Raw genomic sequence first — 13,244 nt, 5'->3', positions numbered from 1 at the left:
GGACAATGGAAGAGATGAAGCGAAAATGGACGGACATGCTGACTGAATTTCAAGAGCAGGCCGGACTTAAGGCCGGCAGTCTGCTGGTCATCGGGTGCAGTACGAGTGAAGCCGCGGGAAGCCGGATCGGCACCGCGGGGAGCGGCGATTGGGCTGAATTGATTTACGGCGGACTTGCCCGGTTCAAGGAAAAAACGGGTGTTCATCTTGCTTTTCAATGCTGCGAGCATTTAAACAGGGCGCTTGTCATTGAGGCGGAAACGGCCGAGCGGTTCAAGCTCCCCATCGTTTCAGCCGTCCCCGTCCCGAAAGCGGGCGGAGCGATGGCTTCATATGCATACCGGCAGATGCAATCTCCCGTGCTCGCTGAATCGATTCAGGCTGACGCCGGAATTGACATCGGTGATACGTTCATCGGCATGCATTTAAAACCCGTTGCCGTCCCTGTCCGGATATCAAGCCGTGAGCTCGGAGAAGCGCATGTGACGATGGCCCGGACAAGGCCGAAGCTGATCGGCGGAATTCGCGCCGTTTATGAATGCGAATGATGAAAATGCTTTTCCTATATAATGTTCGTGTTTTCCAATTAAATATTGTGTTTTTTTTAAATAAGCTGTTACATTCACCTGAAAAACCATGTACAATAAGGGTGGTAAAAATAAAGAACAGGAAACGGATAGGAGAGGATTTCGCTGATGAAACATTTACCTGCACAAGATCAACAAGTGTTTAACGCCATTAAAAATGAGCGTAAGCGTCAACAGACTAATATCGAATTAATTGCTTCTGAAAACTTCGTGACGGAAGCGGTAATGGAAGCGCAAGGCTCTGTTTTAACAAACAAATATGCTGAAGGCTACCCCGGCAAACGCTACTACGGCGGCTGTGAGCACGTTGATGTCGTCGAGGACATCGCCCGCGACCGCGCGAAAGAGATTTTCGGAGCTGAGCATGTAAACGTTCAGCCGCACTCAGGCGCTCAGGCGAACATGGCTGTTTACTTCACGATTTTAGAGCACGGCGACACGGTGCTCGGGATGAACCTCTCCCACGGCGGCCACTTAACACACGGAAGCCCGGTTAATTTCAGCGGCGTTCAATACAACTTTGTTGAATACGGTGTCGATAAAGACACGCAATATATAGATTATGAAGATGTGCGTGAAAAAGCGTTGGCGCATAAGCCGAAACTGATCGTTGCCGGAGCGAGCGCGTATCCCCGCACGATCGACTTTAAAAAATTCCGCGAAATCGCTGATGAAGTCGGCGCTTACTTCATGGTCGACATGGCGCACATCGCGGGTCTTGTCGCGGCCGGCCTTCATCCGAATCCGGTTCCTTACGCTGACTTTGTAACGACAACGACTCACAAAACACTTCGCGGACCGCGTGGAGGAATGATCCTTTGCCGTGAAGAGTTCGGCAAAAAGATTGATAAATCCATTTTCCCGGGCATCCAAGGCGGACCGCTTATGCATGTCATCGCGGCCAAAGCCGTTTCTTTCGGGGAAGTGCTTGAAGATGATTTCAAAACATATGCGCAAAACGTCATCTCGAACGCGAAGCGTCTTGCTGAATCTCTGACCAAAGAGGGCATTCAGCTCGTATCAGGCGGAACGGATAACCACCTCGTGCTTGTCGACCTCCGTTCTCTCGGTCTGACCGGAAAAGTCGCTGAACATGTTCTTGATGAAATCGGCATTACATCTAATAAAAACGCGATCCCTTATGATCCGGAAAAACCGTTTGTCACAAGCGGAATCCGTCTCGGTACGGCAGCTGTGACAAGCCGCGGATTTGACGGTGACGCACTTGAAGAAGTCGGCGCCATCATCGGCCTTGCGCTGAAAAATCACGAAGACGAAGCAAAGCTTGAAGAAGCAAGACAGCGTGTATCTGCCTTGACTGAAAAGTTTCCTTTATATAAAGAACTGGACTATTGATAAGGAAGAAATCCGCCGGAAGCCTAATCCGGCGGGTTTTTTTATGATTTTCTTGAAACTGTTTGTCTTTTTCTGTAGAATCAATAGAAGTGTGAAAAAGTTACTCGGACAACAAAAAAGGAGCTGAACACAGTATGGGAAAGGTTTACGTATTTGATCATCCTTTAATCCAGCATAAGCTGACATATATTCGGAATGAAAATACAGGCACAAAGGATTTCAGAGACCTTGTGGACGAAGTTGCATCACTGATGGCGTTTGAAATTACACGTGATCTTCCTCTTAAAGAAGTGGAAGTGAAAACACCTGTTCAAACAGCGACATCCAAAGTGATTTCAGGGAAGAAACTCGGTATCGTGCCGATCCTGAGAGCGGGTCTCGGAATGGTTGACGGCATGCTGAAATTAATCCCTGCGGCCAAAGTGGGACATGTCGGATTATACCGTGATCCGGAAACCTTAAAACCGGTGGAATACTATGTTAAGCTTCCTTCTGATGTGGAAGAACGTGATTTTATTGTCGTGGACCCGATGCTTGCAACGGGAGGCTCTGCGGTTGAAGCAATAAACAGCCTGAAAAAACGCGGGGCGAGAAACATTCGTTTCATGTGTCTCGTAGCGGCTCCTGAAGGCGTGGAAGAGCTGCAGAAACACCATTCAGACGTTGATATTTACATCGCGGCCCTGGATGAAAAGCTGAATGAAAAAGGCTATATCGTTCCGGGTCTCGGTGACGCGGGTGACAGACTGTACGGAACAAAATAAATCGGAAAACCTCATTCAGAGGTTTTCTTTTTTTATCCAAATTTTTGCTGAAAGGGGAGAGTTCATACATTTATAGGTGAATTTGTGAACATTCTGTGTATGCTTCCGGTATAAAAAGTTTTTTAACTTTAAACAGATTGACACATGTTAGGGGCTATTGTATGCTAAACGAGGGTATTATGAGAAGGTTTTCATTCCTTTCATTTCTAGTATCCATCCTCATTTTAAATCCTCCAAAAAAACCCGTTATATGAGGATTTATCTAAGCGAATGAAACAGCATCCCGCATCAGGAGGATGAGTGGTTTTTTCGAACAGGCCGTTTTTTTGCGGGACAAAAAAGGCCTTCTGCAAAGGGTTAACCGCATGTATGCCGTATCCAGGAATTATATTACTTTTTCATCAGGAGACAGATAGTTGATGGACGATCCCAATCTTACATTCAGCAGACAACGGAGATATGTATTTGTGATCTTGGCAATCTATTTGCTGGGATATGGTCTTACGGCGTATAAAACTGTTTTTCTAGGCCTCTTTTTGGGAACTGTTTTCAGTTTGTTTAATCTGTGGCTCTTGACCAGAAGAATGAATGCTTTTGACAAGGCCGTAGCGAAAGGAAAGTCCATACGATCACTCGGGAGCGCAGCGCGTTGGTGCAATGCGATACTTGCGATGGCTATCGCCTTTAAATATCCCGACAAAGTCAGTGTGGCAAGTGTGATTATTGGATTAATGACAATTTATCCCGTCATTATGATAGATTCCATTATTCAGCTCAAACGTTCATCAATGGAAGAGAGGTGAAAACCCATTGAATCACGATTACAGAACTATTGATTTGTATGGTCTTACTTTTAATCTGACAAACATTCTGATGATTACTGTGGCAAGTGTGATTGTGCTGCTGATTGCGATTCTTACTACGAGAACGCTGTCCATCCGTCCGGGAAAAGCCCAGAACTTCATGGAATGGATTGTTGATTTTGTCCGCAATATTATAGGCAGTACAATGGATTTAAAGACAGGGGCTAACTTCTTGGCGCTTGGTGTAACCTTGCTGATGTACATATTTGTATCAAATATGCTGGGGCTGCCGTTTTCTGTAACGGTCGGACACGAGCTTTGGTGGAAATCACCGACGGCTGATCCGGCTATTACTCTGACTCTAGCCGTTATGGTCGTGTCATTAACACACTATTACGGCGTGAAGATGAAAGGTTTGAAGGAATATTCTAAGGATTACCTCAGACCGGTTCCGCTTATGTTCCCGATGAAGATCATTGAGGAGTTTGCGAATACGCTGACACTCGGACTTCGTCTTTACGGTAACATTTTCGCCGGGGAAATTCTTCTTGGCCTTCTTGCAAATCTGGCGACGAATTTCTACTCAAACAGTTTCTTTCTCGGTTTGGTCGGTACAGTCGGAGCCATTATTCCGATGCTTGCATGGCAGGCGTTCAGCTTGTTCATCGGTACCATCCAGGCATTTATCTTTACGATGCTGACGATGGTGTACATGTCACACAAAATCAGTCATGATCATTAAAATCATATATCCAATTCGGATAACATTTTAAAGGAGGAACTTTTTCATGAATTTAATAGCAGCTGCGATTGCAATCGGTTTAGGTGCACTTGGTGCAGGTATTGGTAACGGTTTGATTGTTTCACGTACGGTAGAGGGAATTGCCCGTCAGCCGGAAGCAGGAAAAGAACTTAGAACTCTTATGTTCATGGGTATCGCATTGGTTGAGGCCCTTCCAATTATCGCTGTCGTTATCGCGTTCTTAGCGTTCTTTGGCTAAGCATAAAAGCCTTATATGAACTAAAAATGGCGAAGATCACTCTAAGAGAACCTTCGCCATTGCTTTATGTCTGATAAGCAGGCCGTCTTGAAACGGCTTTTATCAGCAGAGAAAACCTGCAGAAGGGAGTTGCCGTAGTAGATGTCTCAATTACCTCTTGAATTAGGACTGTCGTTTAACGGCGGAGATATCCTATTCCAATTGTTAGCTATGTTAGTTTTATTAGCGCTTCTCAAGAAATTCGCTCTTGGACCGCTATTAAATATAATGAAACAGCGTGAAGATCATATCACCGGCGAAATTACGTCCGCTGAAGAAAGAAATAAAGAAGCGCAGAAGCTGATTGAAGAGCAGCGCGTTCTTTTAAAAGAAGCGAAACAGGAATCACAATCACTCATTGAAAATGCGAAAAAACTGGGTGAAAAGCAGAAGGAAGATATTATCCAGGCTGCGCGCGCCGAGTCTGAAAGATTAAAAGAAGCGGCGAGAACCGAAATTGTCAAAGAAAAAGAACAAGCGGTTTCCGCACTTCGCGAGCAAGTCGCATCACTTTCTGTCTTAATCGCATCGAAAGTGATCGAAAAAGAGCTTGATGAACAAGCCCAGGAGAAACTGATTCAGGACTATCTTAAAGAGGTAGGAGAGAGCCGATGAGTGGATCTGCTGTCTCTAAACGATACGCGTCAGCGCTTTTCGACATTGCCGTTGAGACTTCTCAAATCAATGAAATCGAAGAAGAGCTTACCGTACTAAAAGAAGTTTTCCGGAACGAAGCCGGATTACAGGAAGTGCTAAGCCATCCGAAGGTATCGGCTGCTAAGAAAAAAGAGCTGATTCAGCAATCGTTCGGCGCACTGTCTGAGTCTGTGCTGCATACGATTTTTCTTCTGATTGACCGCCGCCGGTCTTCGATTGTGCCTGATCTCACAGACGAGTTTATCAAACTTGCCAATCAGGCCCGTCAGACAGAGGATGCGGTTGTTTATTCAGTAAAACCGCTGTCAGAAGCGGAAATGTTATCATTATCTCAAGTGTTTGCAAAAAAAGCCGGAATCGCTTCGCTCAGAATCAGAAATGAAGTGCAGACGGATTTAATAGGCGGCATTAAAGTCCGCATTGGAAACCGGATTTATGACGGAAGCGTGAGCGGAAAGCTTGAGCGCATGGAACGTCAACTTGCCGGAGGAAATCGATAGAAGGGGTGAAACCTAAGTGAGCATCAAAGCTGAAGAGATTAGCACGCTGATAAAGCAGCAAATTCAAAATTACCAATCTGAAATTGAAGTTCATGACGTAGGTACAGTCATCCAAGTCGGAGACGGTATTGCGCGTGTGCACGGCCTTGACAATTGTATGGCCGGTGAACTTGTTGAGTTTTCAAACGGCGTTTTGGGTATGGCTCAAAACCTTGAAGAATCCAACGTAGGTATCGTTATCTTAGGACCTTACAGAGATATCCGTGAAGGTGATGAGGTCAAAAGAACGGGCCGCATCATGGAAGTTCCTGTAGGTGAAGAATTAATCGGACGTATCGTCAACCCGCTCGGACAGCCGGTAGACGGAATGGGCCCGATTCTGACAAGCAAAACCCGCCCGATCGAAAGCCAGGCACCAGGCGTAATGGACCGTAAATCGGTACATGAGCCGCTGCAAACGGGTATCAAAGCGATCGACGCGTTAATTCCGATCGGCCGCGGACAGCGTGAGCTGATTATCGGGGACCGTCAGACAGGTAAAACATCTGTTGCGATTGATACAATCTTAAACCAAAAAGACCAAGACATGATCTGTGTGTATGTAGCGATCGGTCAAAAAGAATCTACAGTACGCGGCGTGGTGGAAACACTTCGTAAGCATGGCGCGCTTGATTACACGATTGTCGTGACGGCGTCTGCTTCACAGCCGGCTCCGCTTCTTTACCTTGCACCGTATGCAGGGGTGACAATGGGTGAAGAATTCATGTACAACGGCAAGCACGTTCTCGTCGTATATGATGATTTATCCAAACAAGCGGCCGCTTACCGTGAGCTGTCATTGCTTCTTCGCCGTCCGCCGGGCCGTGAAGCATTCCCGGGGGATGTATTCTATCTTCACTCCCGTCTGCTTGAGCGCGCAGCCAAGCTGAGTGACGCTAAAGGCGCAGGATCAATTACGGCGCTGCCGTTCGTCGAAACACAAGCAGGAGATATCTCCGCTTATATCCCGACAAACGTCATTTCCATTACTGACGGACAGATTTTCCTTCAATCCGACTTATTCTTCTCAGGCGTGCGTCCTGCGATCAATGCCGGATTATCCGTATCCCGTGTCGGCGGATCAGCCCAAATCAAAGCGATGAAGAAGGTAGCGGGAACATTGCGTCTTGACCTTGCTTCATACCGTGAACTTGAAGCATTCGCCCAATTCGGATCTGATCTTGACCAGGCGACTCAGGCGAAACTGAACCGCGGTGCGCGTACAGTTGAAGTGCTGAAACAAGACTTGAATAAGCCGCTTCCGGTTGAAAAACAGGTAGCCATTCTTTATGCGCTGACAAAAGGATATCTTGATGATATTCCGGTTGCGGATATCAGACGTTTTGAAGAAGAGTACTACATGTACCTTGATCAAAACCATAAAGATCTGCTTGACGGCATTGCGAAAACAGGAAACCTTCCTGCTGATGAAGACTTCAAAGCTGCAATCGAAGGCTTCAAACGCACATTTGCACCAAGCAACTAACCCTTAGAAGATGAGAGAAAAAGGTTCTCTTTTTCTCTCTTTTTACGCAAATGAAGAATAAAGGTGGTGAAATCTTTGGCCTCATTACGCGATATTAAGTCAAGGATCACGTCAACGAAAAAAACAAGCCAGATTACAAAAGCCATGCAGATGGTATCCGCTGCGAAGCTGAACCGTGCGGAAACCAACGCGAAGTCATTTGCTCCGTATATGGATAAGATCCAGGAGGTTGTGTTTAACGTCGGAAAAGGCGCGAAAAACGCGAAACACCCGATGCTTGTCTCAAGAGATGTGAAAAAGACGGCGTATCTCGTCATTACGTCTGACCGCGGGCTTGCGGGTGCGTTTAACAGTTCGGTTTTGCGAAACGCTTACCGCACCATTCAAGAACGCCATCAGTCTAAAGATGAATACACGGTGATTGCAATCGGCAGAGTCGGCCGCGATTTCTTCAAAAAACGGGAGATGCCGATTTTGTCTGAGTTAGTGGGGCTTGGCGACGAGGTCACTTTTGCTCAGATTAAAGATTTGACCCGTCAGACGGTTCAAATGTTTATCGACGGCGCTTTTGATGAACTGCATTTGGTGTATAACCATTTCGTCAGTGCGATTTCACAGGAAGTGACGGAGAAAAAAGTGCTGCCTTTAACGGATTTCGGAACGAGCGGCGGGAAGCGCACGGCTTCTTACGAGTTCGAACCGGATGAAGAAGAGGTGCTCGAAGTGCTGCTTCCTCAATATGCGGAAAGCTTAATTTACGGCGCGCTTCTTGACAGTAAAGCAAGTGAACACGCTGCGAGAATGACAGCGATGAAAAATGCGACTGATAATGCGAAAGAACTCATTGATTCACTTTCGCTTTCATATAACCGCGCGCGTCAAGCGGCGATTACACAAGAAATTACCGAAATTGTCGGCGGTGCAGCCGCTTTAGAATAGAAAGATTTTGTCAGGAGGGATAGCGATGAAGAAAGGACGCGTAAGTCAGGTGCTTGGACCGGTTGTCGACGTACGTTTCGAGGACGGCCACTTGCCTGCGATTTATAATGCGATTAAAGTTTCACAGCCAGCTACAGGCGAAAATGAAGTAAGCATCGATCTAACGCTAGAGGTTGCTCTTCATTTAGGCGATGATACAGTCCGTACAATTGCCATGGCATCTACGGACGGAATTCAGCGCGGAATGGAAGCAGTTGATACAGGTGCTCCGATTTCCGTTCCTGTCGGTGATGTGACTCTCGGACGCGTATTTAACGTACTGGGAGATAAAATTGATTTAAATGAGCCGCTGCCTGCGGATGCTCAAAAGGACCCGATCCACAGATCAGCTCCTTCATTCGATCAGCTTTCAACTGAGGTTGAAATTCTTGAAACGGGAATTAAGGTCGTTGACCTGCTCGCTCCTTACATCAAGGGCGGTAAAATCGGATTGTTCGGCGGTGCCGGTGTAGGTAAAACCGTATTAATCCAGGAATTAATCAACAACATCGCGCAAGAGCACGGCGGTATTTCCGTATTCGCCGGTGTAGGGGAGCGTACTCGTGAAGGGAACGACCTTTTCTACGAAATGAGCGATTCAGGCGTTATCAAGAAAACAGCCATGGTCTTCGGACAAATGAACGAGCCGCCGGGCGCACGTATGCGTGTAGCACTGACTGGTCTTACAATGGCTGAGCATTTCCGTGATAAACAAGGACAGGACGTACTGTTCTTTATCGATAACATTTTCCGTTTCACACAAGCGGGTTCAGAGGTTTCCGCGCTTCTCGGCCGTATGCCTTCTGCGGTTGGTTATCAGCCGACGCTTGCGACAGAAATGGGTCAGCTTCAAGAGCGTATTACGTCTACAAACGTTGGTTCAGTTACATCTATCCAGGCGATCTACGTGCCTGCCGATGACTATACTGATCCGGCTCCGGCGACGACGTTCGCTCACTTGGACGCAACGACTAACCTTGAGCGTAAATTGACTGAAATGGGTATCTACCCTGCGGTTGATCCGCTGGCTTCCACTTCCCGCGCGCTTGCTCCGGAAATTGTCGGAGAAGAGCATTATGCGGTGGCGCGTGAAGTTCAGTCAACGCTTCAGCGTTACAAAGAACTGCAGGATATTATCGCAATTCTTGGTATGGATGAATTGGGTGAAGAAGACAAGCTTGTCGTTCACCGCGCACGCCGTATCCAGTTCTTCCTTTCTCAAAACTTCCACGTAGCTGAGCAGTTTACGGGACAAAAGGGTTCTTACGTGCCTGTTAAAGAAACAGTTAAAGGCTTTAAAGAAATCCTTTCCGGTAAATATGACCATCTTCCGGAAGATGCATTCCGTCTTGTGGGACGCATTGAAGAAGTCATTGAGAATGCAAAAGAGATGGGTGTAGAAGTTTAATCTGGTCCTAGGAGGGTAAAAGCATGAAGACCGTTAAAGTCAATATCGTTACTCCCGACGGCCCAGTATATGATGCTGATATTGAAATGGTAAGCGTAAGAGCCGAGAGCGGTGATCTCGGTATCTTGCCGGGCCATATTCCGACCGTGGCTCCGCTTAAAATCGGCGCTGTCCGCCTTAAAAAAGACGGACAGACCGACTTGGCGGCTGTCAGCGGCGGATTTTTAGAAGTCCGTCCTGATCAGGTCACTATCCTTGCACAAGCTGCTGAAACAGCGGACAGCATTGATAAAGAGCGCGCCCTTGCTGCGAAAAAGCGGGCGGAAGACCGTTTGAACAAACGATCAGATGATACTGACATTCGTCGGGCTGAGCTTGCTTTACAGCGGGCTGTAAACAGATTGGATGTTGCAGGAAACTAAAAAAGAATCCTTCTCGGCTGTCTGAGAAGGATTCTTTTTCTATATTAACGCATAAGAGATTCATAGACGCCGATAAGCGGATGATCCTCTTCTTTTTGCAGATATAAATGTTCACAGCAGTTGTCAGTGTGCCACGTTTTGTTTCCTCTTCGCACGCCCGTCGTATAGGCGCCGTCCGTATACGGATATGGTTTAACGATCCATTCGGCATCGTCATGGTGTCTGATGGCGCAATCAATGACATACACACTGAGCATTTTCTCAAATTCGTCAATCGGCAGATTCCAGTCCGCCAATAGCAGCTCTTTTATGCTGCGGAAGTAGAGAGCTTCTAATTTCTTCAGGCTTCCGTGTGAATAATCAAGAGAAATGTTGAAAAACTGACATAATTCTTTCAGTTCCTCTGTTTGAGACTGTCTATAATCATAGTAGAATGCTATCGCTTCCCACTCATGGTCAAATACGGGCAGTGATTCTCCATACTGCTTTTCCGGATGAAAAAAGGAATGATTCATATTCCCATCTCCTTTCCAAAAAAGTATACCATGCGGGAGAACGGACATTTAAGCGGGGATTGCCCCTAATTTTGGATAAAAATTCTGCTGTGAAAATGATCATCTTTCTCTTTTCTTCTTATATAATAAGAGAGGATATGAGGGGCGGAAAAAATGAAAGGAGATGGAATGTGTGAATGTATTGGGGCAGCAGGCCGCAATCAGCATTCTGGTTCATCTGGTATGCATTGCGGTGACATGGTGGGCGCTACAGGCCGTCAACTTTGATCCGCTGATCCGAAAAGGAAAAATAGTGCAGGCAAGGCTGCTGATTATTCTTCTTACCATTGCGATCGGAACGGCAGTCGCTGACTTCTTTTTAGATTATCTTACCTATTCGAAGCAGCTTCCATACTTGTTTTAAGGTGTTTCGTCAGTTGAAATGAAGGGAATCGCTGGGGGAGAAACCAATTTTTCTTCACCCGTTTGGCGAGTTTTGACGAAGTTTTCCATGTATCGCTTTCCCCGGCTCCGGCAAAAATGGGAGTAAGGGGGAGAGATCGATATGAAGAAAAAAAGAGCAGGCCGTATCATCTTGATTTTTGTTTTTTTAAGCGCCTTAATTGCGGTATTTCATTCCATTCATGCAAGTGAGCTGTCTCCGCTTGCCCAGATTGCCGAAGGAATGGAGCGGCAGCATGTCACTGTAGATGAGTGGACGCTTCATGCGAAAGAAAATCTGAACCTGTCACTGAGTGAATTTGATGACAAGGTGAAAGAACTGAAGACGCAGAATCCGCAATATCAGTGGGAAACCGCTCAAGAAGATAAAATTGTAAAGGCTGTCGGCACGTATTCTGACAAAAAAAATCATACAACTTTTAAACTGCAGCTCGTCACTACCCTCAAAAACCAGAACCCAACTTCGTATTTATTATATGAGCAAATGAGCCCGGAGCAACCGGAAAACTGGAATGATACATATGAACAGTTTGAACGGCAGGCACATGACATATTTCAAAATAAAGTATATATTTTTACTTGTCTAAAGGGTCATTTAAATGATAATATGAGTATTGTTTTGCAAAAAAAAGCAGAACAGCTCATGAAAGAATTTGAAGCAAGTCCAGTTGAACATGTAGTTGAGCCTCATTTCGTTTCTGTTTCTGCATTTACACATAAGTGGACAGATTACATCATGACATCTAAACATAAGATGAATGTGCAAATTGCGCTTAGAAGTGCGGGAATGGGCGAAAAACATACCGTTACGGTTGGCACACCAATCGTGACAACTGAATATTAATATAGAGAATATAGGGACGCGGAGGGGAATACCTTGGAAAAAATCATCGTCCGCGGCGGTCAGAAGTTAAACGGCACAGTGAAAGTTGAAGGAGCAAAAAATGCCGTTTTACCTGTTATCGCTGCATCTTTATTAGCAAGTGAAGAAAAAAGCGTAATATGTGATGTACCTACGCTCTCCGATGTATATACAATTAATGAAGTGTTGCGTCATTTAGGAGCAGATGTGCATTTTGAGAATAATGAAGTTACGGTAAACGCTTCTTACGCTTTAGAAACAGAAGCACCTTTTGAATATGTGCGTAAAATGCGCGCGTCAGTGCTTGTAATGGGCCCTCTATTAGCCCGTACGGGTCATTCAAGAGTAGCGCTTCCGGGCGGCTGCGCTATCGGTTCAAGACCGATTGACCAGCATTTAAAAGGCTTTGAAGCAATGGGTGCAAAAATCAAAGTAGGCAACGGCTTTATTGAAGCGGAAGTGGAAGGCCGTCTGCAGGGCGCAAAAATCTATTTAGATTTCCCAAGTGTGGGTGCGACAGAAAACTTGATTATGGCAGCTGCATTAGCTGAAGGAACAACAACGCTTGAAAACGTGGCAAAAGAGCCTGAAATCGTTGACTTAGCGAACTATATCAATGCGATGGGCGGAAAAATCCGCGGAGCCGGCACAGGCACCATTAAAATTGAAGGTGTCGAGAAGCTTCGCGGCGTAAGACATAATATCATTCCTGACCGTATTGAAGCGGGTACTTTTATGGTGGCTGCGGCTATCACGGAAGGAAATGTATTAGTAAAAGGTGCGGTTCCTGAGCATCTTACGTCTTTAATTGCGAAGATGGAAGAAATGGGAGTCAAAATTACGGATGAAGGAGAAGGCCTTCGTGTCATCGGTCCTGCCCAGCTGAAGCCGATCGACATCAAAACGATGCCTCACCCCGGATTCCCGACTGACATGCAGTCGCAAATGATGGCGCTGCTTCTCCGTGCGAGCGGAACAAGCATGATTACTGAAACTGTGTTTGAAAACCGTTTTATGCATGCTGAAGAATTCCGCCGGATGAATGGCGACATTAAAATTGAAGGACGTTCTGTGATCATTAACGGTCCTGTACAGCTGCAAGGCGCAGAAGTTGCCGCTACGGACCTGCGTGCGGGCGCGGCGCTGATTCTTGCGGGATTAGTGGCTGAAGGTCATACACGCGTTACGGAACTGAAGCACTTGGATCGCGGTTATGTGGATTTCCATAAAAAACTTGCGGCTCTCGGCGCTGACATTGAGCGTGTCGTTGATGAAACGGCCGCTGAACAAGAAAGCAAAGAAGCCGTTACTGACTTAAACGCATAAAGGTTATAAAAACAGTATGTCAATCTGGCATACTGTTTTTTTTATAGGGTTTATCATCAT

16 protein-coding genes are annotated in these 13,244 nt (G+C 46.2%); 15 read left to right on the top strand and 1 reads right to left on the bottom strand.

From position 1 onward, the window contains the following. The first annotated feature begins 5 nt into the window (after positions 1-5). The 12 genes from AC1DN5_RS02285 to AC1DN5_RS02230 all read left to right on the top strand — a co-directional run bounded on the left by AC1DN5_RS02285 (position 6) and on the right by AC1DN5_RS02230 (position 10,040). A complete protein-coding gene (locus AC1DN5_RS02285; protein ID WP_099744610.1) occupies positions 6-548 on the top strand; it encodes a TIGR01440 family protein in 543 nt (180 codons plus the stop codon). A 147-nt stretch (positions 549-695) separates the two neighbouring features. Beyond that, entirely contained in the window at positions 696-1,943 is a 1,248-nt protein-coding gene (gene glyA, locus AC1DN5_RS02280; protein ID WP_060964057.1) for a serine hydroxymethyltransferase, read from the top strand. Between the two features lie 134 nt (positions 1,944-2,077). Next, on the top strand, positions 2,078-2,707 hold the full coding sequence (gene upp / locus AC1DN5_RS02275; protein WP_016937640.1) for a uracil phosphoribosyltransferase: 630 nt from the start codon (positions 2,078-2,080) through the stop codon (positions 2,705-2,707). A gap of 419 nt (positions 2,708-3,126) precedes the next feature. Continuing rightward, positions 3,127-3,510, top strand: a complete 384-nt coding sequence (atpI, locus tag AC1DN5_RS02270; RefSeq protein WP_013353910.1) for an ATP synthase subunit I — start codon at positions 3,127-3,129, stop codon at positions 3,508-3,510. A gap of 7 nt (positions 3,511-3,517) precedes the next feature. Beyond that, the gene (atpB, locus tag AC1DN5_RS02265; protein WP_016937643.1) at positions 3,518-4,252 is read left to right on the top strand and encodes a F0F1 ATP synthase subunit A; all 735 of its coding nucleotides are present in this window, start codon (positions 3,518-3,520) and stop codon (positions 4,250-4,252) included. Positions 4,253-4,298: 46 nt separating this feature from the next. Further along, positions 4,299-4,511 (top strand): F0F1 ATP synthase subunit C, encoded by a 213-nt coding sequence (atpE, locus tag AC1DN5_RS02260; RefSeq protein ID WP_003151167.1) that lies wholly within the window; start codon positions 4,299-4,301, stop codon positions 4,509-4,511. Between the two features lie 141 nt (positions 4,512-4,652). Next, positions 4,653-5,165: a F0F1 ATP synthase subunit B gene (atpF, locus tag AC1DN5_RS02255; RefSeq protein ID WP_016937644.1), complete on the top strand. Its 513-nt coding sequence runs from the start codon at positions 4,653-4,655 to the stop codon at positions 5,163-5,165. Continuing rightward, on the top strand, positions 5,162-5,707 hold the full coding sequence (locus AC1DN5_RS02250; RefSeq protein ID WP_003151169.1) for a F0F1 ATP synthase subunit delta: 546 nt from the start codon (positions 5,162-5,164) through the stop codon (positions 5,705-5,707). The genes atpF and AC1DN5_RS02250 overlap by 4 nt, the downstream gene beginning before the upstream one ends. A 16-nt stretch (positions 5,708-5,723) precedes the next feature. Beyond that, positions 5,724-7,232 (top strand): F0F1 ATP synthase subunit alpha, encoded by a 1,509-nt coding sequence (atpA, locus tag AC1DN5_RS02245; protein WP_016937645.1) that lies wholly within the window; start codon positions 5,724-5,726, stop codon positions 7,230-7,232. Between the two features lie 75 nt (positions 7,233-7,307). Next, on the top strand, positions 7,308-8,171 hold the full coding sequence (atpG, locus tag AC1DN5_RS02240; protein ID WP_049627570.1) for an ATP synthase F1 subunit gamma: 864 nt from the start codon (positions 7,308-7,310) through the stop codon (positions 8,169-8,171). 25 nt (positions 8,172-8,196) lie between these two features. Then, positions 8,197-9,618, top strand: coding sequence for a F0F1 ATP synthase subunit beta (gene atpD / locus AC1DN5_RS02235; protein WP_045927226.1), 1,422 nt, complete (start codon positions 8,197-8,199; stop codon positions 9,616-9,618). A 23-nt stretch (positions 9,619-9,641) separates the two neighbouring features. Further along, entirely contained in the window at positions 9,642-10,040 is a 399-nt protein-coding gene (locus tag AC1DN5_RS02230) for a F0F1 ATP synthase subunit epsilon (protein ID WP_013353907.1), read from the top strand. 44 nt (positions 10,041-10,084) lie between these two features. Here AC1DN5_RS02230 and AC1DN5_RS02225 read toward each other — a convergent pair whose 3' ends face one another. Then, positions 10,085-10,555 carry a hypothetical protein gene (locus AC1DN5_RS02225; protein ID WP_045927227.1) on the bottom strand — a complete coding sequence of 157 codons (471 nt, stop codon included), beginning with the start codon at positions 10,553-10,555 and terminating at the stop codon, positions 10,085-10,087. A 172-nt stretch (positions 10,556-10,727) separates the two neighbouring features. On the opposite strand from AC1DN5_RS02225, the gene AC1DN5_RS02220 reads away from it, so the two are divergent. From AC1DN5_RS02220 to murA, 3 genes are all read left to right on the top strand, one after another. Next, positions 10,728-10,958 (top strand): DUF1146 family protein, encoded by a 231-nt coding sequence (locus AC1DN5_RS02220; RefSeq protein WP_007614366.1) that lies wholly within the window; start codon positions 10,728-10,730, stop codon positions 10,956-10,958. A gap of 141 nt (positions 10,959-11,099) precedes the next feature. Continuing rightward, positions 11,100-11,840, top strand: coding sequence for a YwmB family TATA-box binding protein (locus AC1DN5_RS02215; protein ID WP_327814746.1), 741 nt, complete (start codon positions 11,100-11,102; stop codon positions 11,838-11,840). Between the two features lie 33 nt (positions 11,841-11,873). Further along, positions 11,874-13,184, top strand: a complete 1,311-nt coding sequence (murA, locus tag AC1DN5_RS02210; protein WP_016937650.1) for a UDP-N-acetylglucosamine 1-carboxyvinyltransferase — start codon at positions 11,874-11,876, stop codon at positions 13,182-13,184. Positions 13,185-13,244 lie beyond the last annotated feature (60 nt).

The organism is Bacillus sp. 01N42_2, assembly GCF_056399565.1.
The sequence above is the reverse complement of the archived record's forward strand: the minus strand, read 5'-3'. Positions and strand labels throughout refer to the sequence as shown.

Excerpts from the sequence above, each read along its gene's own strand:
- AC1DN5_RS02285 (WP_099744610.1), top strand. The coding sequence starts at position 6 with ATGGAAGAGATGAAGCGAAAATGGACGGACATGCTGACTGAATTTCAA.
- glyA (WP_060964057.1), top strand. The coding sequence starts at position 696 with ATGAAACATTTACCTGCACAAGATCAACAAGTGTTTAACGCCATTAAA.
- upp (WP_016937640.1), top strand. The coding sequence starts at position 2,078 with ATGGGAAAGGTTTACGTATTTGATCATCCTTTAATCCAGCATAAGCTG.
- atpI (WP_013353910.1), top strand. The coding sequence starts at position 3,127 with ATGGACGATCCCAATCTTACATTCAGCAGACAACGGAGATATGTATTT.
- atpE (WP_003151167.1), top strand. The coding sequence starts at position 4,299 with ATGAATTTAATAGCAGCTGCGATTGCAATCGGTTTAGGTGCACTTGGT.
- atpF (WP_016937644.1), top strand. The coding sequence starts at position 4,653 with ATGTCTCAATTACCTCTTGAATTAGGACTGTCGTTTAACGGCGGAGAT.
- AC1DN5_RS02250 (WP_003151169.1), top strand. The coding sequence starts at position 5,162 with ATGAGTGGATCTGCTGTCTCTAAACGATACGCGTCAGCGCTTTTCGAC.
- atpD (WP_045927226.1), top strand. The coding sequence starts at position 8,197 with ATGAAGAAAGGACGCGTAAGTCAGGTGCTTGGACCGGTTGTCGACGTA.
- AC1DN5_RS02230 (WP_013353907.1), top strand. The coding sequence starts at position 9,642 with ATGAAGACCGTTAAAGTCAATATCGTTACTCCCGACGGCCCAGTATAT.
- AC1DN5_RS02225 (WP_045927227.1), bottom strand. The coding sequence starts at position 10,555 with ATGAATCATTCCTTTTTTCATCCGGAAAAGCAGTATGGAGAATCACTG.
- AC1DN5_RS02215 (WP_327814746.1), top strand. The coding sequence starts at position 11,100 with ATGAAGAAAAAAAGAGCAGGCCGTATCATCTTGATTTTTGTTTTTTTA.